Raw genomic sequence first — 19,020 nt, 5'->3', positions numbered from 1 at the left:
TGAGACGGGAGGTTTTTTCTACTTTATTATTCGCCTGCTTTAAATTCGCATACTACTTCAGTGCCCAGACCGCCGCGAGCGTTCCAGTTGCCTGTCACTTTCAAGTATTTCGGTTTCAGCAAGCGTGCTAGATCTTCCATGATCTTGTTCGTCGCATGCTCCTGATAGATTCCCACATTGCGGTATGAAGTCAGATAATATTTGAGAGACTTCATCTCAACCAATTCTTCAGTCGGAATGTAGCTGATAATGATATCCGCGAAATCCGGGAGGCCGGACCATGGGCAAACGGATGTGAATTCTGTTGTAGGAATCGTAACAAGTGTGTCTTTCCCAACATACTCATACGGAATTGTTTCAAGGATATCAACGAGAATGACATTTTCATCTTGTATATCGAAGCGAATGCCTTCGTATTTTTTATGGTTTACTTCAACTTTAGCCATGAAGGAAAAACCGCCTTTCAAAATAAAATTAATGTTGTCTGCACTAGACACCATTATAGCACATCAGCGGTGATTAGTCGGCTTTAATTGACAGGTCTGAAATAAACGCCTCGATCTGTTCCTGCGTCTTGCGGTCTTTGTTCACGTAGCGGCCGATTTCCTTGCCATCCTTATAGGCGATAAAGCTTGGAATGCCGAAAATGTCGAGCTCCTGGCATACGTCGATCAGCTTGTCGCGGTCAGCATACAAAAACTGATAGGCACTGAACTTTTCTTCTACTTCCGGCATGAACGGCTTAATAAAAACACAATCACGGCACCAGTCAGCAGAAAATAAAACGATGCTCGCTCCATGCTCTACAGAGGCTAACAATTCTTCTCTTGAATGTACTTCTTTCATCATCATCTACTCCTTTAGCTTCATATCTCCAGGCTTGATGTAGCCTTTTTTCCTCATCCATTCTGATAGTAACAGGGAGATGACGATCGGTCCAATAAAATGAAGCAGCAAAACGGCGATAAACGTTTCCGTTGTAAAGCCCATCGTTCTTAACGTCATGAGAGGCCCGACAAGACCGCTCGTCCCCATCCCAGCACCAGCCGGAATGTTCTCCATCATCAGCCAAACCGTTCCAATCGGTGCAAGAATGATGCCTGCAGCTGTCGGGGGGATAAGGATCAGAGGATTTTTAATCACGTTTGGAAACTGCAATTTGGAGGTGCCGATTCCTTGTGTCAGCCATCCCCCAAATCCGTTATCACGGTAGCTGCTTGTTGCAAAACCTATCATTTGCGCAGCACAGCCTATGGTCGCCGCACCTGCTGCAATTCCTTCAAGGCCGAGCATCATCGCGATTGCCGCGCTTGAAATGGGGCCTGTGAGGGCAAAACCGAGCAGTGTCGCCACAAGCATGCCCATCAGAAGAGGGCGCTGTTCTGTCGCCCACATGACAAGCTCACCGAAATTCTCCATGAACGCCCCGATTCCAGGCCCGACAAATTGAGCGGTCATAAAACCGATCAGGATGGTGACTCCTGGGGTGATAAGAATATCGAACTTCGTCTCTTTGGATACGAGCTTTCCTGCTTCGCACGCCAACACCGCTGCGATGTAGCAGCCGGCAACACTTCCAAGCTCAGCACCAGCAGCCCCTGCGACAGCTGAACCGAACATCACGAGCGGAGGTGCTTTTAATCCGTAAGCGACAGCTGCTCCAATCACCGGTCCCATCAGGCTCATCGCGAGTGTTCCCAATTTTACAAACAGAGGAATATTCAGCTCTTCACCAGCCGTTTTAAAGATCAGGCCGATTACGAGAGACGACATCAAGCCAAGGGCAAAGAAGCTGAATCCTGTGATCACATATTCTTTTATAGAAAGGGAAACACCCTTTTTCTGCAAATAACTTTTCATGCTCGTACTCCTTTTCAATAGTTTACCCTATTGTATTATAATGAAGATTTAACATGTGTAAAGACACCTGTAAAACTTTTTTTATTTATCTGTTAGTTAAAAGGAAGCAATGCTTAGCCGATAAACCATATAACGAATAGACAAACAAATAGCAATAGATTGGGGTATTGACATTGAAACTGACGATTAAAAACAGAATCAGGGTTATGCTGGGTGTAGTGCTGGCAGGTCTTTTGCTGCTTCTTTCCTTTACAGTACTATACATAGTCAGCAGCAATAAGATGGAAAAGGAAAAAAGCGACATTCAAGAAACGCTTCTACTGAGCAGCCACATCACGTCCCAATTTTATGAAATGAGGGCGCGTGAGCAGGATTATTTCCGCTCACCTTCGATTGAGAAAAAAGAAGCCGTGATCGCTACTATTAAAGTTCTTGAAAAGAAAACGAACAAACTGAAAAAGGCTTTGCAATCCAAGGAATCAGCAGAAGCCATTAAAGAAATTGAAGAACAGACAAAAAAATACTCGCAAGCTTACTTGATGACGTCAGGGAAGTCAGAGCAAATACTTTCGCTTCAATCACTTATGAAGGATACTTCATCGTCTTTTGCCGAAAAAATAAAAAGCATGAATGACAGTAAGCTTGAAAGACAGCTTCTCATCATGCAGGCAGCAGAAAAGGATGCCCTTCTAAACCCAAGTGCAGAGGCTGTTTCTGTGTTCAAAGAGAGTGCGAGCACGTTTGATCTCATGCTTGATGGTTCCTCTCTTTCTGCAGACGAGCTGTCCGAGTTCAAGACGAAAACGTTAAAATACACTAGTTCGGCTGATACGATATTAAATTTAAGCCGTAATATTGAAGAATCGATCAAGATGTTTGAAGGAACGGCCATTACTGTAGAAAACGGCATGCAAGGCATTGATCTGCTGCTTCAAAAAGAAAGCAAAGAGCAGACAGCCTCACAAAAAGAATCGCAGCTTTGGCTTACGCTGCTGCTCACAGGGATAAGCATCATGATCGCCGCTGCACTGATCGCCGCTGGAATCTGGCTGATCCGGACTATCATGTCATCGATTTCCCTGCTTAAAGAAGGAAGCTCGATCATTGGTGATGGTAACCTGAGTCACCGTGTTACTTTAAAACAACAGGATGAAATGAGCGAGCTGGCAGACACATTCAACAACATGGCTTCAAAGGTACAAAAAGCCATGATTGAGGTGAAGGATGCCGCAGAGAAAATGAGTTCTTCTTCTCAGAACCTTGCAGCCGTGTCAGAGGAGACGACGGCTCAGACCGAAGAGGTTGCTTCAGCTGTTATGCAAGTATCTGAAGGAGCCCAAAGCCAGGCTCATCACCTTCAGGAAAGCACGCTACTGCTCACAAACGTTACAGTGGCCATTGAAAAAACGAAGCGCTTAGGTCTCGAAATTTCAACAGAAGCAGAAAACGCAAAGAATGAAGGAGCGAAAGGGAAAGAAACCGTTACCCTTTTAAACGAGCACTCACAAAAATTCCTTGTGCTTGCTAACAACCTGATCGAAGAGATTCAGCAGGCAAGCCGACAATCCAAGCAAATTACATCTATCGTGGAAACGATCCAAGAAATCGCCGGCAGCACGAACCTATTGTCACTGAACGCGGCGATCGAGGCAGCACGTGCAGGTGAAGCCGGACGCGGGTTTGCGGTTGTGGCAAGCGAAGTACGCAAGCTTGCTGAACGCTCAAAAAGCGAAGCCGAGCGAATTCAGCAGCTAGTTACGGGCATGTCAAAGCAAATGCAAAACCTGGCCACAGAAGCGTCACTGTTTGAACAATATCGGGTAGAGCAGGAGAAATCAGTCAAAGAGACAGAATCGGCTTTCTCTTCTATTGCCGGAAATATTGGCGGCATTCACCATAAGCTGGCGAGTGTTGAAGAGGCGGTCGCCCTAGTTGAGCGAGCCAATCAATCGCTAGCTGAAAAGATGCATGAAGTAAGCGCGATTTCCGAAGAGTCCGCAGCCATGACGCAACAGGTTAGTGCATCAGCTGCACACCAAAGAGAAGCCATTATGCAAGTGAATATAGCTGCTGAAGAGCTGCAGACTGTTGCCGCCGTTCTTGAAGAAGAAGTGAGCCAGTTCCAGCTTGGCGAAAGCGAAACGCATTCCGCGAACGAAACAATTGAAGTCGCGGATGGTTCACCCTTTATCTCTGAAGCAGCCGCTGCTGCTGAGGATGAAGAGGTAGAGAATGAAACGGACAATGATGAAAATCAGAATGAAGATGTTCAGAATGATGATGAAATGAAATAAAATAGAAACAAAAGCACCGCCCAAAAGATTCTCCAACTAACCTTTTGGCGGTGCTTTTTTATATGCTGCATGGATCAGTCATTTCCACTTAAAGAAGTATATTTTTCATGCTGTTCATAAGTAGCGGAAAAGTAATGGCTGCCTGTACCGTCTTGTTTGGCAACAAAGTAATAATAGTGATGTGCATCCGGATTTGCTGCAGCTCTCAGTGACTCGTAGCCGGGGTTAGAAATAGCAGTAGGAGGCAGGCCATCTTTAGATAGGTGTTATACGGACTTTTCACTTTCAAATCAGCGATCCGCAACCTTGCTTTTGGTTTACGAAGCAAATATTGCACCGTTGCGCATGATTGCAGCTTCTGCCCCTTTTTTAACCGGTTTTGAAATACACCGGCTATGATGGGTCGTTCTTAATCGAGCAAAGCTTCTTTTTGAATGATAGAGGCTAATATCACGGTATCCTTCAGCTTTTCTTTCTTAATATTCAATTCAGCTGTGTGTGTTAAGAATCGGCTCACCGCCTGACGGACAACGGTTTCTGCACTCGTTCCCTTCTTAAAATAATACGTCCCTGGAAAAAGGTAGCCCTCTAGTACAGGCAGATTTTCTTTTTCGTTTTCTTGCAGGCTGAGCTTGTCTGCCTGTTCTTTCGAAAGAGTTTCCTGCTTATGAACGGCACGGTTGAACTCCTGCTTTTTAGTGATTCCGAGCGAGTTCAACTTCTCTCCAATTTTCACCGCAGTATCGCCTTCCGAAATGATTAGTTTTTGGCCTTCTCTTTCATTATTCATCTGACCTAGGTCAGTATAAATCTCTTTATAAGAAGCATCGATGAACAGGGTATGATGGCCCGGAACGATTCTTTTCTCTTGGTTTCCAAGCTTGCCGTACGCGTAAAATATCTCCTTGCTTTTGATAACTCCTTTTTCTTCTAAAAGAGACGCAATATCATAAAGACTTTGCTGTTTGCTGGTGGTAATGCTGACTTCTTCGTTCGCTTCTTCTGATGGAACTAATGTGCTGACATATAAAGCTGAAAATAAAAGCAGTAAAATAATAATCAATACGATCTTCGCTTTGCCGGAGAGCTTGCGATCCATGTTATTCACCTGCTTTTCGTTTCGCTGATAAAAAAGCCCATACAGCAGCAGCCACGCCACCCGCAGTATCGGAAATTAAATCAACCATCGTATCACTGTTTCCTCCGCCCTGCAGCGTCATGTTAAAAAGCTGGTCAAAGCTGAACTCATAGATCTCCCACACCACTCCGCCAAATACCGCAAACGACAATACGAACCAAAATGGCAGCCATGACGAAACGAGCGGCCTGGCTTCGCTCTTTGTCATCCTTTCATACAACGCGACAGCCAGAAAACCGAGCAGCACACCACTTAATAAATGAAGAAACGTATCCCACCAGCCCAGCCCATAAAAACCTAAAATCGAACCTAAATATTGAGAAGCAAATAAAAAAACAATATAGGAAACCATAAGCGGCATATTGAATTTTACTTTTGTGAATTTCGCGAGGACGAGTGGAACTGCTCCGCAAAGTATGCCTGCGGCCGCTACCTGCCAGCTATGCGCGTTGCCTTTTTGAAAATATACGACAAACATTGCTGCCATGAAGAGTGTATAAGCCAAGCTGATGATCAGTATCACTTTTCTATTCATAACCTTTGCACCTCAGAAGCCTTTTAGTTACCTATAGAATGTGCAGTCCCCTTTAAAATATGAAAAGCCTCAGCATCAGAAAGAAAATCAGGAGCTCCGCATGGTTTGCGAAGCTCCTGTTTTTCATATGGTTGGTTTTTCTTGAGTACTGTATTCGTATTGCCCAACTAGCATAATGGCGATATGACGGAACATTTCACTTCTTGTCATCCTTTTGGCAGTGAAGATGCCAACTGCCCCTTCCTTCTTTCGTACATGATCATCCTTAGTCAGCCGAGCCATAACCGTTCCCAGTTCAGCTCCTGCTTGCAATCCTTCAGTGACCGCCTCAGGAAGCTTAATTCGTGCTCCAGCTGCCGTAAAGACTTCTCCGCTTACAACGGCCAGTGCCCCCCAGTTCGTCACATACATCCCATCTTCCATCATCATCACTCCGCCCTCGAGTCCGATGCCGATGTCCGCGCCTTCTTGAACGCAGGCAAGAGCTCGATTGACCGCACCAGCTTTCGTTTCTTCATCGCTTAATGGCTGAGGTGACACGCCAGAAGGAACGTCATACGATCTGACAGGAAGATGAGCTAAACCGCTGTCATGGATTCCTGCTTCCACCGCTTTTACTTTCGCAGGATTACTAGATCCTATTCCTATGATCTTTGCCTGCATCAGCTGTTCTCGATGATCGTGTTCAGCGTTGTAGCATCTGCCGTTTTCACGAGCTTCATTAACAGCTCTTTTGCAGCTGAATAATCGTCTACATGGATAATAGAAGCAGCTGTGTGGATATAGCGCGAGCAGATGCCAATGACAGCCGACGGAACGCCCTGGCCAGAAATATGCACGTTTCCAGCATCAGTGCCGCCTTGAGAGACAAAGTATTGATAAGGAATGTTATGTGCTTCGGCTGTATCCAGTACAAATTCACGCATCCCTCTATGCATGATCATACGCGGGTCGAGTATGCGCAGCAGTACACCTTTTCCGAGCTGTCCGAACTCCTGGCGGTCGCCTGTCATATCGTTCGCCGGACTCGCATCGAGCGCGAAGAACAGATCTGGCTGGATCATGTTAGACGCCGTAATTGCTCCCCTTAAGCCTACTTCTTCCTGCACGGTTGCTCCCGCATAAAGTTCGTTTGGCAGCTCTATACCTTCGAGCTCTTTTAGAAGCTCGATCGCAAGACCCACCCCGTAACGGTTATCCCAGGCTTTCGCCATAATTTTCTTGCTGTTCTTCATCGGAGTGAACGGGCAGAGCGGCACAACAGGCTGTCCCGGACGCACACCCCACGATTCTGCTTCTTCTCTGGAATCCGCGCTAATATCCACATACATGTGCTTAAAGTCGAGCGTTTTATTGCGCTGGTCGGGTGTCAGCAAGTGCGGAGGAGTGGAACCGATCACGCCATCAACCGCTTCTCCCTCCGTTGTGATCACCTGCACACGCTGAGCAAGGACGGTCTGGTTCCACCACCCTCCGAGCGGCTCTATACGAAGCATTCCGTTCGGTGTGATCTTCGTGACCATGAACCCGACTTCATCCATATGGCCGGCCACCATAATTTTCGGTCCGTTTCCTTTTCGCACTCCAAAAATACTGCCGAGGCGGTCTTGTATAATTTCATCGCAATAGGGCTCTATTTCCTTTTTAACAAAATTTCGAACCTCGCGCTCAAATCCTGAAACTCCAGGCATTTCGGTCAGTGTCTTAAATAAAGAAAGCGTTTTCTGATTCATTAATATAAAACCCCTTTCAGCCTATGTACGTTTTCATTGTACATTCACCAAAAGGGGATTTCCACTCACATGTCACATTTAACGATATACTATCGGATCTTGGCTTCCTGCTTCGTTAAAGCCTTTTAAACGAAGCTGGCAGCTGTCGCACACACCGCACGCTTCCTCAAGGCCATTGTAACAGGACGTTGTCAGCTCATAAGGCACATTCAGCTTCAGGCCCCATTCTATCGTTTCTTTTTTCGTTTTGTCGATCAGCGGTGTCGCGATTTGAATACGTGAGCCAGTCACTCCCGCTTTTGTGGCAAGGTTCACCGTTTCTTCCATGCTTTCAATAAATTCAGGACGGCAGTCTGGATAGCCGCTGTAATCGACCGCGGATACTCCAGTATAGACCGCTTCGGCCCCGATCACTTCCGCGTACGCACTTGCGAGAGAGAGGAAGATCATGTTTCTTGCCGGTACATAGGTGGACGGAATGCCTTCCTCTGCTTGCTCCGGCACGTCTATATTATCGTCAGTCAGTGCGCTTCCGCCAATCTGCTTCAAGAAATCAAGATCCACGATGCGATGGTCGCTCACTCCATAATAGGCTGCCACTTTTATCGCTTGCTCGACTTCTCGATTGTGACGCTGGCCGTAGTGAAACGTGATCGGATACAGGTCATAACCCGCTTTCTTAGCAATACCCATGCATGTAGTGCTGTCCAAGCCTCCGCTCAGGACGATGACTGCTTTTTTTGCCATGATTATACCCCTCTTTCTTCTGGGTCCCAGATAATTTTATGAAGCTGAAGGCTGATTTTTGCGTTAGGCAGCGGATCCGCCAGTAGTTTTTCCACAAGCTTGCGCGGGTGCATCGTCTCCCACACAGGAGAAAGGGAAATCTGGCCTTTTTCATATAAGCTGTTCACGGTTTTCTTCGTGATTTCAAAATCCTCATCAGAGCCGACGACAAATTTAATTTCATCCTGCATGCCAAGCTCTTTAAAGTTGCTATGGTCCATTTTGTCCATTTCACCCGAAGCTGGGAGTTTATAATCCATCACGAACCGCATCTTTTGCTTTAATTCAGGATGAGACTGCCTTAACTGTTCAAACGGTGCAAGATTAATCGCCCCGTTCGTCTCAATATGGATATCCAAAATATGTTCAAGATCAGCCATACCTAAGAGCAGTGCCGCTGATTTTTCCCGGTGGATAAGTGGCTCTCCGCCTGTAAAGCAAATCCTCTCAGCCTTAAAGCTTTTGATTTTCTCCAAAATCTCTTGAATCGTCGCTTCGAATTCAGGCTTGGCAGGTGCATAGCTATACGGTGTATCACACCACGTGCAGCGCAGGTTGCAATGAAACACACGGACGAACACCGTCGGATAGCCGGCTGCCAGACCTTCTCCTTCGACGGTCTCGAAGATCTCGACCATCGGCAGCTTCCATTGCATCCATTCATTTTTTACGGGAAGGTTAAAAGTTTTCATCAATCGACCATCCATTCCCGTTTTAATGTCGCATAGCTCGTTGGTGTTTCATATAAGACCAATTCCTCTAACCGGTGCCCGAGCTTTTTCAATCCTTCTGCTTCAAGCCTTTCGTCAAGCTGCTCCCATATCCAGACAATCATGTTCTCAGCAGTCGTGTTCATGTTTGGCAGCACTTCGTTTAAATAACGGTGATCGAGTTTGCTATCGATCACTTCTTTATAGATGCGCTTGATGTCGCCGAAATCAACCGCGATTCCTACTTCGTCCACATAGCCGCTGATCGTGATGACCAGCTTGTACGTATGGCCGTGCAAATTCTTGCATTTGCCTTCATAATGGTGAAGATGGTGAGCCGCGTCAAACGTGAACTCTTTCGTGACGGCCACTCTTCTATTGTGATACTTCAGTTCTTCTTTCTTTATATCAACATTAAATGTTTGTACCTTCTCAGGAATCTTAAATTCCATTGTGCGTACACCCTTTCTGAAAAAAGAAAGCGCCGCAAATAAAAAACTCTCTGCTAAAATGAACAGAGAGTGCCATATATCGTATCTGCACGCTCCCTAGTTTTGTTTAAAGAGGGGCGGGAATTGCGAACCCTCTTCCTCATCAAGTAATATTAACAAAAAAGGCAGGAAATTTGAAGAACTACTTTTGATATACTGATATCAGATAATAAGAAAGGCAGGAAAAGAAGATGAAATGGAAAACATTGCTTGCCGCAGGGGCAGCCGGAGCACTAGCCGGATATTGGGTAGTCAAAAAACAGCGGGAGCCGCTTTCTCCTGAAAAGGTATTAAACAAAGTAAAGCAAGCCATTGCGCCTGAATATGCCGTAAGCGGAACATGGATTCAATACAAGCCCGAAACCATCACCCGTTTCGGATTGCCTTACACCGTCTACAAAGGCGGCTTCTCCCAAATTCACCCGCAAAAAAAACACGTCCACCACGAATTCACAGCCGACGCAGATACGGGTGTCATATTAGAATTAAAGAATAATTAAATGGAGTGGTCATTCTATGCGAATTTTTTCTGAGTAGCTTTCCTTTTCTAGAGTCATCAGAGAAACAATATGCTGCCAAATGACTCAATCGTCAAGTTGCCGCGGCTACTCACTCCTTGAGGTCGCGTGAGCAAGTATTCCATAATTCAAAGACTTTCAAATCTCTTTTCTCTTGGTCAGCTTTGAATTCTTCATTGATTAAGTTGATTGAGTGAAAGGTGCCGACTCCTCGAAAAAGAACTTCACTTTTTCTTGCGTTTGATGTCTTGTTACACAGCTTTCCTTATCCTGCGTGTGGGAGTGAGAAGGTGAGAACTTCCAAAGGCGCTTGGCGGCGGCTAGCCCCTCGAGTCAGAAGGATGAATGGTCCAGTAAGGCAAAGAGCGCCTTACTTGCCCCTTCACCTTCTGCTGGTCGGGGCTGGACGAGCCATTCCTGCTTTTCGCCTCACCCCTCTGGATAAGCGTGCACCTGTAACGGAGATCAACACTTCTTAGAATCCTAAAACAGACAAAAAAACAGCCTCAAAGGGCTGTTTTTTTGTCTTATCGGTAAGTTGCCTGCTGGTTGTAGATGTTGTTTTCCAGCTTCCATTTTGTTGACAAATACTGGCGCTTTTCCCAAACCGTAAGAATGTACAACGGCACAAGAAGAATGATGGAGAGAAGCAGAGTTACCACGATCCAATCCATGTGAACACCTACATCTACTTTATGCGATTTGCTGTACTTTACGATATCAGGGTTCGCTTTCGCTACACCTTGCTCTGTAAGCATCTCGTTTTTATCAGGATTAAAATACACCATCTCTTTATGCTCAAAGCTGAATACGTTATCGCGCACCGTCTTGTACGTCGCAACTGCACCTACTATTTCCGTTGCTTCGATTTCTGAATCTTGGTTAGAAAATGTCTGCACGTCGGAGAAGGATAATGAGCCCTCTTTAAAATCCTTATGCTTTTCTTTTAACCCTTTTTCAATCGCTGACGTCATTTCTTTTGAAGCTTCTGCAGCAGAAGCGCCCGTTGCAAACATAAATACTAATGCAAAAAGTGAAAGCAGTGACATTAATTTCTTCATGTGTGTTGAATCCCCTTTCTTTTGCAAAATCCATAACCATTTTACCACATTTTTTGACAATGGCTAGGAATTCTGTGATGGAAATTTTAAGGAAGTGTACTGCTTGACCGCTTGATTCCTTCCTGTACTTTTCCGTCCTCTGAAAATGTAACCGCCCTGTAAATGGCATCATGATAAAAAATGTACCATCTGCCCGGCCTTATCCATTGCTGTTTAGCATGAATAGAATTCATCGGATAATCATCATATGCCAGCACCCAAAGAGGATTATAATGCGCGTGTGTTGGGAGAAGGTCCCCCATATGAATGATTTCCTCATCACCTAGCGTAAGCCTGATTACGGAGTGGCCGTCACTATGACCTCCCGTATGAAACATCTCAATTCCTTCTAATGGTGAGATGCTTTTGGAGAATGTTTGCACCTGATGCTCGATTGGCTCCCAGTTCTCTTTCCAGTATGTATTCTTTGACCGGATGTTCGGTTTTCGCAGCTCGTCCCATTCCACTTTACTCGTATAAATGACAGCGTTTTCAAAAACTGAAACGAGCTGTCCTTCCTTCCACTCTGTCAAGCCGGATGCATGATCAAAATGCATATGTGTCATCAAGATGATATCAATGTCTTCTGGCTTCAATGACAGCTTCGCCAAGCTTTCCTTTAAGGAGGACTCCTCGCTCACGCCATAGTTTCGGCGCTGTTTATCATTCAGCTTGCCGCTGCCTATACCAGATTCAATTAAGATGTTTTTTCCGTGTGCTTGGAAAAGGATCGGTTCGGTCCGCAGTTCGATCTGGTTCAGCTCGTTCACCGGATACTTCCGGCTCCACAACGGTTTAGGCACAACACCGAACATTGCTCCGCCATCCATGTTCGTGACCCCGCCGTCCAGCCAGTGAAAGGCTATACCGCCAATTTCAAATACGTCCACTTCTACTCACTCCTGTCGTTTTGTTATCGACAATAAGTGTATCAAAAAAAGAAGGGGTCCGGTACTATTTGCCATCATCCGCGCTGCTGCGCCGAGTAAAAGCAAATGGTACCGGACCCCAGAAACTATAAAACATTATTTGAATTCTGCCTCGAGCCGGTAGATGCGGAAGCCTTTTTCCGAAAATTTTTCTTCATACTCGGTCATCACATTATTTTCAAAATCACTGTTATGAAGGTCGAGGCTTACGTTCTTCAATGTCATTCCGTATTTTGAAATGCTATGAAGTGAATATTCAAATAAACCTTGATTATCTGTTTTAAAATGAATTTCACCATTGCTGTTCAGCGCTCTTTCGTATTGAGAAAGAAAGAACTCGGACGTGAGGCGTCTTTTCTCGTGCTTGGATTTTGGCCATGGATCGGAGAAGTTAAGATAGATGCGGTCAAGCTCTCCTTCTTCAAAAAAGTCGCTCAGCCTTTCTGCATTTTCCCGGATAATGCGAACATTCGGCACACCTGCATCAATAATACGGTCTAGTGCTGTAACAAGGATGCTGTCATAAATCTCCATACCCATATAGTTCACTTGCGGGTTTTGAATTCCCATACCTGTAATAAACCGGCCTTTACCCGTTCCTACTTCTAAATGAATTGGGTTGCCGTTCCCAAAATATTCGCTCCACTTGCCTTTCCATTCAGAAGGATTGACAGGCGAAATGTCTGGGTGGCTCAATAATTTATCTTTAGCCCAAGGCTTAAATCGCTGACGCATAGCACTAGCTCCTTTTTAATAAACTGACTTGGTCATTTTAACATGAAGTCATGCCAAACGAAAGATGGCGGTCACACACATGTTTTTCGGCAAGGAAGGAAAAATAAAAACACCGCGTTATCACGGTGTCGGCAAATTTTAAATCAGAAAGGAAGAAAACAGATGCCACTTGACCATAATCATCAGCTGTCACTATTGCGGGACATTCTGCAGGACCATCTCACGGACTGCAACGGTTCTTCGGCAGAATGCGCCCAGCTTGAAAGGCTCGCTTCATCTCTCGGTGCCAATGTCCGTATTCACGATGACATCAGAAGTGCGATGCTTTCGATCAATGATTACAGCCATACCGGCATTTCGCATGATCAGCTTGACGAACATATTAAAAGCCACGCCCCCCACATTGAGGGCTGGCTTGATACACTAAATTCTCATCATCATGACTGAGTAAAAAGCTTATTTAAAGCATAGGTGAATGCTGGCTTAAAAGGCTGCAGAGCGACAGTTCCGTCTCTGCTGCTTTTTCTGTATCCCCTTTGGTTACATGCTGCAGGTGCATGAATACGGTCTGTGCGGTTACATACCAGTGCATTCGTTTTTCAAGATCAGGAGACAAGGTCATATTATAATCGGCAAGCCACTCTTCCCATTCCTCGCGTGGAATATAGCTGTATAGAAGCATGCCCAGATCCAAAGCAGGATCAGCGACCATCGCCCCGTCCCAATCGATCAGAAACAGCTGGCTGTCCTTGCTGAGCATCCAGTTGTTATGATTCACATCGCAATGGCATACCACTTTTTCTTCAGACTGAATCTGGCTTTTGTCTTCCATTAATCTGGCTATTGCCTCTTTTACAAGCTGAGAGCGATGCTGGATGCGCCCAGACTCTTTTTGCAGGTCGGCAATGATTAGTTCTGGCGTAAGCGGCATCTTGCCAAGCCGTTTAAGCATCTCGAGCAGTTCGTTGGAGCTGTGGATTTTCCCTAACAGCCTGGCAACATCACTGTTTTTCATTTCAACCGATTTCAGTTCACGGCCGTCCAGCCACTGCTGCGCCGAAATGACGTCACCGTTCTCAAGCCGTTTCGTCCATAGCAGCTTTGGGACAATTCCTTCAGCCGACAGTACCGCTAAAAAAGGAGAAGAATTGCGTTTTAAGAAAAGTCGCTGCTCTTCATGCTGGGCGATATATGCCTCACCTGTTGCTCCTCCAGCGGGATAAAGCCGCCATTCTTTTCCTAAAACATGTTCCAATGCCTTCACCTTCTTCCATCCCTAACCTGTACGTGTAATTGAATTCCGAATACCTCTACGAATTCACTATTTTATCATAATTCGACAAGAAAAGTATATCTAAAAAATCATGTTGGATTCACTCTTTATAAAAAATACCATAAGACAAAGGATTCAGCGTGACTTTGCTGCCCTGTAGCGTTATAGAATGTGCTGTGCCCGCAGCAATATGCCAACCGCTGCTGTTTTCTGGGAGCTGAACTTCTGCTGTTATTTCTCTTCCGTTTATAACTAAAGCAGCCTCACTCCATTCTTCAGTATTTTTCACTTCGCTGCTTTTAACGCAGTAGACAACCACCCCATTTGATCCATCCTGCAATAAGCGGCAGCGGCCGGCGATTTCTTTGTTATCCGACAATCGGAATGATGACTGGCTGCGCCTGATTTGCAGAAGGGCTGCAAGTGTTTCTGTGCTTTCATAAAAACGGTCTCTTCTACTCCAATCCAGCCAATTAATTTCATCGGGGGATGCATAACTGTTTTCAAATCCATGCTTCGTTCTAAAGAATTCCTGGCCGGCATGAATGAATGGCACACCTTGAGAAAAAACAGCAAGCACGAGGGCAAGCTCCTGTCTCCTCAGGCGCCGGCTTTCCTCTTCGTGGGGATGAAGGATGGACAGCCAGTCATACAGTGTGTGATTATCATGGCACTCAACAAAATTGATTGATTGTGATGCATCAAAAAATGGAGCATCTGGCCCGCACGATCCTAAGAGTGCACTCGACAAAGACTTAAAATTCCCGCTGATAAAACCGAATTTTTCTGAAAAAAACACACTTCCTTTAATGTTGTCCCGAAAGGTGTCATTAAAAAAGGAATACTGCGGCAGCTCTTTTGCAGCCTTTATGCTCGCTTTGTCGCCATCATCAAGCAGCGTGTTCATCTCCCAGCCTTCACCGAGCAAGAACAACGAAGGATTCACCGATAGCATCTCCTTGGCGGCTGCTTTCATCGTTTCTTTGTCGTGTATTCCCATCAGGTCGAACCGAAAACCGTCCACCTTATATTCGTCCAGCCAATAGCATAGTGAATCAATGATAAATTTGCGCATCATGTATCGTTCTGAAGCGGTATCGTTTCCGACTCCCGTTCCGTTTGAAGGGCGCCCTCCTTGATCGAAACGGAAATAATATCCAGGCACGAGCTTTTCAAACGATGAGCTTTCACGAACGTACACATGGTTGTAAACAACATCGAGTATGACACGAAGCCCGTTTTCATGAAGTGATTGGATGGCTTGCTTTAATTCGTTTACTCGAGACAGTGCGTCATCTGGCTTCGTTGCATACGATCCCTCAGGCGCGTTATAATTTTCGGGGTCATAGCCCCAGTTATAGACCGACCCTTGATCCCGTTCATCCACACTGCCAAAGTCAGCTACTGGCATGAGCTGGACATGAGTGACACCCAGCTTTTTCAGGTAATCGATGCCCGTTTCAAGCTGCTTCTGTGTCTTCGTGCCCGCCTCTGTAAAGGCGAGGTATTTTCTCTTATTTGTCATCCCAGAATCTGGGTGTGATGAGAAATCCCTCACCTGCAATTCATAGATGACAGAATCGGTTTTGCTAATCGGCAATGGGCGATTGTGTTCTCTCCAGTTATCAGGATTGGTTTTCGCTAACGAAAGAACCAGCCCTTTTTCACCGTTTGCTGTTACGCTTTTCGCATACGGATCGACAGCTTGAAAACGTTTGTGATTCACCTTTCCAGAATAGACATAGCTCGCCGAATGACAGTCACCAGACACATGTGCGCTCCAAACCCCTTTATCATCCCGTATCATGGGAATCGTCTGGGGCAATCCTGAACCATTCCTCCAAAGCAATACATTCATTTCTGTGCTGACTGGAGACCATACTTTAAATGTTGTCTCTTGTTCAGAATACAAAGCCCCCAAACTTCCGCTGTAGCTGAACCTTTTCTCAAATTCTGCCGTCCTGACCACACTTCCCAGAAGAAGAGGTACCGAAGCGAATCCGGGTCCAGCAATATAGTATTCTTTTCCCGCATCGAGCGGTTTATCAGTGGTCATATAGAAAATAAGTGTTTGCTCCACCCATTGTTCGGAAATGCGCTTGAGCGGCGTTTTATTCTGGCCATCTAGCAAATAGAACACCGCTTCTCTGGATATTTCTTCATGAAGAAGAACGGTGATCATCGTGAACGTATCCAAATAAGCGTAAGGCTCTTGCAATGATTCTTCTGTCATGTTTTCACTCCTGCCTTTCTGTTTCTCCTATATCATATTGGGACGGTTGGGAAGATGTTAAACATGGACAAAAGAAAAAGGCGGCAGCTTTCAATGCCGCCTTGTATGTATTTTCGTCACAGCTTCAATCGGGCTGCGGTTGGCTCTGCACTCACCTCAACCGGGGTCGTTCCTGCGTGCTCTCCATCCGCATGAATCATCATCGGAATATCGGATGATAATGTGAATTGCCGTCCTTTTAACAGAGTTACCCCTTTTTGATGGATATGTGATCCTGAAAATACGGTAATAAAAAGAAGGAGAAGCCTTTTCCAGGACATATCATGGACGATGCACAGTTCAAGGAGCCCGTCTGAAGGATCCGCATCCGGGCATATTTTCATGCCCCCTCCGTAGTACGGGAGATTCCCAGCCGCAACGAGCCACACATTGGAGAACACATAGTCGGCTCCATCGATCTGCATGGACACCTCTCGCGGTTTATATTTTGGAAGGACACTGAATAATGCCAGAACATAAGACAGCGTTCCTAGGTGCAGAAAGTGAAACAGCTTCTTATATGGCGCATCATCTGCCTTTTTAGAAACTTCTCCATCAAGCCCGATACCGATAGCGCTTACAAAAAAGCGAGGTTGCCCGCCTCTTCCGATCAGTTTCACTTTTCCAAGATCAAGCTTTGTTTCCCGCATTTTCCCTTTCAATCGGGAAAAATGCTGCTTCACGCTTATCCGTTTCTTATACAATCCTCGGATAATGTCGTTCCCTGATCCACCGGAAACAAACGTTAACGGAATATGACGCTTTTCACTAATGCCATTGGCCACTTCATTAATGGTTCCGTCTCCGCCTACAGCAACGATTGCTCTTATTTCATCACTGTTAATATAAGAAATCTTTTTTGCGATCTCAACAGCATGACCTTGATATTCTGTAAAGTGGCTGCGATATGGCACTTGTGCCGCATCAAGCATTTTCTTCAGTGCACGCCACGCTGTACGTGCTTTTTTGTTGTGTCTATTTATAATAAAAAAATATTTTTGCTTCATCTGTCAGCCCTGATCCTTGTATATGTATTTTTTAGACTTTATTCGACAGAATCGGCATTTATTCCTTCTTTTTCCTCTCCGTCTTCTCCATGCTGCTCTTCAACCATTTCTGGCTCTCGGTATAAAGAATTCGTAACACAGCTAGAAAGTAGTGCGGAGACAAACCTCAGCTGCTGGCTTTTAACAGGAGCACGATCTTTTTTGATGTTCTCCAGCCACTCATTGAATTCCCTTTTATCAATATATAAGACCTTCCTCCAGTCAGGCTCCACATCCATATAAGCCTCTTTTGATAGGAAGGCTTTTTTCAAGGCTAGCTGGGAAGGAGACGCTTTCAGAACAGCTGAAACCGCTTGAGTCATTCTCTGCATGGAGATGTGGGGATTGATTAACTTTTGGCCACCCTCGGTGCTAAGCCAGAACCGCTTGCTTTCTTCTGTCAATATTCCCTCTTCCTCAAGCCAGACAATAAGCCAGATGTCTGCCGGTCCAACGATTATGATGTCCAGCTCAACCGGTGCATTCATGGCTGTGACGATCGGTTTGTAAAAGACAAAATAGTTGTCAGGAACCTGCTCAATTAAATAGCGAAGTATCACGTCCTTTTCAAACGAAGGATCCAATCTAGAAACCTCTCCAACTGTCGAACTCGCCCATTTCAGCTGAAAAGAGTAAAGTTCATCGTTATGCTGCTGCCGCTTCTCCTCTGCAGTCAGCTCCAGCTTTTCCAGATTCTCCTCATTGACGAATTCAGGCAATTCTTCCTTGCCTCTCGTAAATAAGCGTCTCCATATCCCTGTTTTTTTTTCTTCCGAAGCTTCTTCTAATTCCACAGCTTCAAACCTTTCGTTCCCTTCATCTGCCAGTCTGTCTTCCCGCCTTTTTTTCTTCAGTCGGATAAAAGCTGACTGGTAGTGGTATAGGTTCTTTTCATAGCGCGATACGCAATCCTGTATTTTAACGAGATGTGCCATTTTGATTCTCCTAACTATTTTTTAACGGGTACGTTTTCATAACATGATACTTTGGTTCTTTGCCCAATACCGTCTCAAACAGAACGAAATGATTTGCCGGTGCTGCGATCACTTTTTCAGGAATCGGCCATAATTCATTCACCGTCTTCAACAGCGGCTCTGCTTCAGGATCATACGTTCTTGCCAGCGTGATGTGTGGAGAAAAGGGCCTCTCTTCTATCTGAAAACCGCTTTTTCTGCACAGCTCCGCTAGCTGTGACTGCAAGCATTCTAGTGCCGCGTTCTTTTCTATTCCCGCCCAAAGGATTCGCGGCTGCATCGGCCTGCCATAGCTTCCTAAACATTGAATTCTAAGCATGAAAGGCTTGCAAGAAACATGGTTCATAATCAGCGAAGAAAGCTTCTCCAGCTTTTTATCATCCGCTTTTCCTAAGAATACAAGAGTCAGATGATAGTCTTGCGGATGCACCCATTTACTCATAGCGATTGTACGTTTTATCCGTTCGCTTAGCTGGAAGAGCTCTTCTTTCACGTGCAGTGTCAGCGGCAATGCCAAAAATACATGTCTGTCCATTTTCACGCCTCAGCTTTCATTATCGTTATTTTAACAGAGTAATCCACAAAATGGATTCATTTCCTCGCCCATTATTCTTTGTTATACTAAA

20 protein-coding genes and 1 pseudogene are annotated in these 19,020 nt (G+C 45.3%); 3 read left to right on the top strand and 18 right to left on the bottom strand.

The features are described from left to right. Positions 1-26: 26 nt before the first annotated feature. The 3 genes from queF to ACFQPF_RS16980 all read right to left on the bottom strand — a co-directional run bounded on the left by queF (position 27) and on the right by ACFQPF_RS16980 (position 1,860). The gene (gene queF, locus ACFQPF_RS16990) at positions 27-446 is read right to left on the bottom strand and encodes a preQ(1) synthase (RefSeq protein ID WP_379751159.1); all 420 of its coding nucleotides are present in this window, start codon (positions 444-446) and stop codon (positions 27-29) included. A 73-nt stretch (positions 447-519) separates the two neighbouring features. Further along, positions 520-846 (bottom strand): thioredoxin family protein, encoded by a 327-nt coding sequence (locus ACFQPF_RS16985; protein WP_379751307.1) that lies wholly within the window; start codon positions 844-846, stop codon positions 520-522. A gap of 6 nt (positions 847-852) precedes the next feature. Next, positions 853-1,860, bottom strand: coding sequence for a PTS sugar transporter subunit IIC (locus ACFQPF_RS16980; RefSeq protein ID WP_379751157.1), 1,008 nt, complete (start codon positions 1,858-1,860; stop codon positions 853-855). Between the two features lie 173 nt (positions 1,861-2,033). On the opposite strand from ACFQPF_RS16980, the gene ACFQPF_RS16975 reads away from it, so the two are divergent. Next, a complete protein-coding gene (locus tag ACFQPF_RS16975) occupies positions 2,034-4,154 on the top strand; it encodes a methyl-accepting chemotaxis protein (RefSeq protein WP_379751155.1) in 2,121 nt (706 codons plus the stop codon). A 74-nt stretch (positions 4,155-4,228) separates the two neighbouring features. Here ACFQPF_RS16975 and mltG read toward each other — a convergent pair. From mltG to queD, 7 genes and pseudogenes are all read right to left on the bottom strand, one after another. Continuing rightward, positions 4,229-5,253: pseudogene (gene mltG / locus ACFQPF_RS16970) on the bottom strand (endolytic transglycosylase MltG). 1 nt (position 5,254) lies between these two features. Continuing rightward, the gene (locus tag ACFQPF_RS16965) at positions 5,255-5,827 is read right to left on the bottom strand and encodes a DUF2238 domain-containing protein (protein WP_379751153.1); all 573 of its coding nucleotides are present in this window, start codon (positions 5,825-5,827) and stop codon (positions 5,255-5,257) included. 123 nt (positions 5,828-5,950) lie between these two features. Next, positions 5,951-6,490, bottom strand: a complete 540-nt coding sequence (locus ACFQPF_RS16960; protein ID WP_379751151.1) for a DUF84 family protein — start codon at positions 6,488-6,490, stop codon at positions 5,951-5,953. Continuing rightward, a complete protein-coding gene (locus ACFQPF_RS16955; protein WP_379751149.1) occupies positions 6,490-7,560 on the bottom strand; it encodes a M42 family metallopeptidase in 1,071 nt (356 codons plus the stop codon). The genes ACFQPF_RS16960 and ACFQPF_RS16955 overlap by 1 nt, the downstream gene beginning before the upstream one ends. A 78-nt stretch (positions 7,561-7,638) precedes the next feature. After that, entirely contained in the window at positions 7,639-8,307 is a 669-nt protein-coding gene (queC, locus tag ACFQPF_RS16950; protein ID WP_379751147.1) for a 7-cyano-7-deazaguanine synthase QueC, read from the bottom strand. Between the two features lie 2 nt (positions 8,308-8,309). Next, on the bottom strand, positions 8,310-9,038 hold the full coding sequence (locus ACFQPF_RS16945; RefSeq protein WP_379751145.1) for a 7-carboxy-7-deazaguanine synthase QueE: 729 nt from the start codon (positions 9,036-9,038) through the stop codon (positions 8,310-8,312). Continuing rightward, positions 9,038-9,508 carry a 6-carboxytetrahydropterin synthase QueD gene (gene queD, locus ACFQPF_RS16940; RefSeq protein WP_379751143.1) on the bottom strand — a complete coding sequence of 157 codons (471 nt, stop codon included), beginning with the start codon at positions 9,506-9,508 and terminating at the stop codon, positions 9,038-9,040. The genes ACFQPF_RS16945 and queD overlap by 1 nt, the downstream gene beginning before the upstream one ends. A 230-nt stretch (positions 9,509-9,738) precedes the next feature. Between queD and ACFQPF_RS16935 the strand changes: the two genes are divergently transcribed. Beyond that, positions 9,739-10,047 carry a PepSY domain-containing protein gene (locus ACFQPF_RS16935; protein ID WP_379751141.1) on the top strand — a complete coding sequence of 103 codons (309 nt, stop codon included), beginning with the start codon at positions 9,739-9,741 and terminating at the stop codon, positions 10,045-10,047. A gap of 545 nt (positions 10,048-10,592) precedes the next feature. Here ACFQPF_RS16935 and ACFQPF_RS16930 read toward each other — a convergent pair. From ACFQPF_RS16930 to trmB, 3 genes are all read right to left on the bottom strand, one after another. Further along, on the bottom strand, positions 10,593-11,126 hold the full coding sequence (locus ACFQPF_RS16930; RefSeq protein ID WP_379751139.1) for a hypothetical protein: 534 nt from the start codon (positions 11,124-11,126) through the stop codon (positions 10,593-10,595). An 86-nt stretch (positions 11,127-11,212) separates the two neighbouring features. Next, a complete protein-coding gene (locus tag ACFQPF_RS16925; protein WP_379751137.1) occupies positions 11,213-12,055 on the bottom strand; it encodes a YtnP family quorum-quenching lactonase in 843 nt (280 codons plus the stop codon). Positions 12,056-12,190: 135 nt separating this feature from the next. Next, positions 12,191-12,829, bottom strand: coding sequence for a tRNA (guanosine(46)-N7)-methyltransferase TrmB (gene trmB, locus ACFQPF_RS16920; protein WP_379751135.1), 639 nt, complete (start codon positions 12,827-12,829; stop codon positions 12,191-12,193). Between the two features lie 162 nt (positions 12,830-12,991). Between trmB and ACFQPF_RS16915 the strand changes: the two genes are divergently transcribed. Next, on the top strand, positions 12,992-13,276 hold the full coding sequence (locus tag ACFQPF_RS16915; RefSeq protein WP_379751133.1) for a YtzH-like family protein: 285 nt from the start codon (positions 12,992-12,994) through the stop codon (positions 13,274-13,276). A 13-nt stretch (positions 13,277-13,289) separates the two neighbouring features. Here ACFQPF_RS16915 and ACFQPF_RS16910 read toward each other — a convergent pair whose 3' ends face one another. The 5 genes from ACFQPF_RS16910 to thpR form a co-directional block, all read right to left on the bottom strand. Further along, on the bottom strand, positions 13,290-14,084 hold the full coding sequence (locus ACFQPF_RS16910; RefSeq protein WP_379751130.1) for a phosphotransferase: 795 nt from the start codon (positions 14,082-14,084) through the stop codon (positions 13,290-13,292). Between the two features lie 118 nt (positions 14,085-14,202). Then, complete coding sequence (pulA, locus tag ACFQPF_RS16905) at positions 14,203-16,335, bottom strand: type I pullulanase (RefSeq protein WP_379751128.1); 2,133 nt, start codon at positions 16,333-16,335, stop codon at positions 14,203-14,205. 116 nt (positions 16,336-16,451) lie between these two features. Next, positions 16,452-17,381 carry a diacylglycerol/lipid kinase family protein gene (locus ACFQPF_RS16900; protein WP_379751126.1) on the bottom strand — a complete coding sequence of 310 codons (930 nt, stop codon included), beginning with the start codon at positions 17,379-17,381 and terminating at the stop codon, positions 16,452-16,454. 38 nt (positions 17,382-17,419) lie between these two features. After that, on the bottom strand, positions 17,420-18,355 hold the full coding sequence (locus tag ACFQPF_RS16895) for a hypothetical protein (RefSeq protein WP_379751124.1): 936 nt from the start codon (positions 18,353-18,355) through the stop codon (positions 17,420-17,422). A 10-nt stretch (positions 18,356-18,365) separates the two neighbouring features. Beyond that, on the bottom strand, positions 18,366-18,929 hold the full coding sequence (gene thpR / locus ACFQPF_RS16890) for an RNA 2',3'-cyclic phosphodiesterase (RefSeq protein WP_379751122.1): 564 nt from the start codon (positions 18,927-18,929) through the stop codon (positions 18,366-18,368). Positions 18,930-19,020 lie beyond the last annotated feature (91 nt).

The organism is Fictibacillus iocasae (genome assembly GCF_042665465.1).
Taxonomy (GTDB): Bacteria; Bacillota; Bacilli; order Bacillales; family Fictibacillaceae; genus Fictibacillus; species Fictibacillus iocasae.
This window is presented reverse-complemented; position numbering and strand designations above follow the sequence as displayed.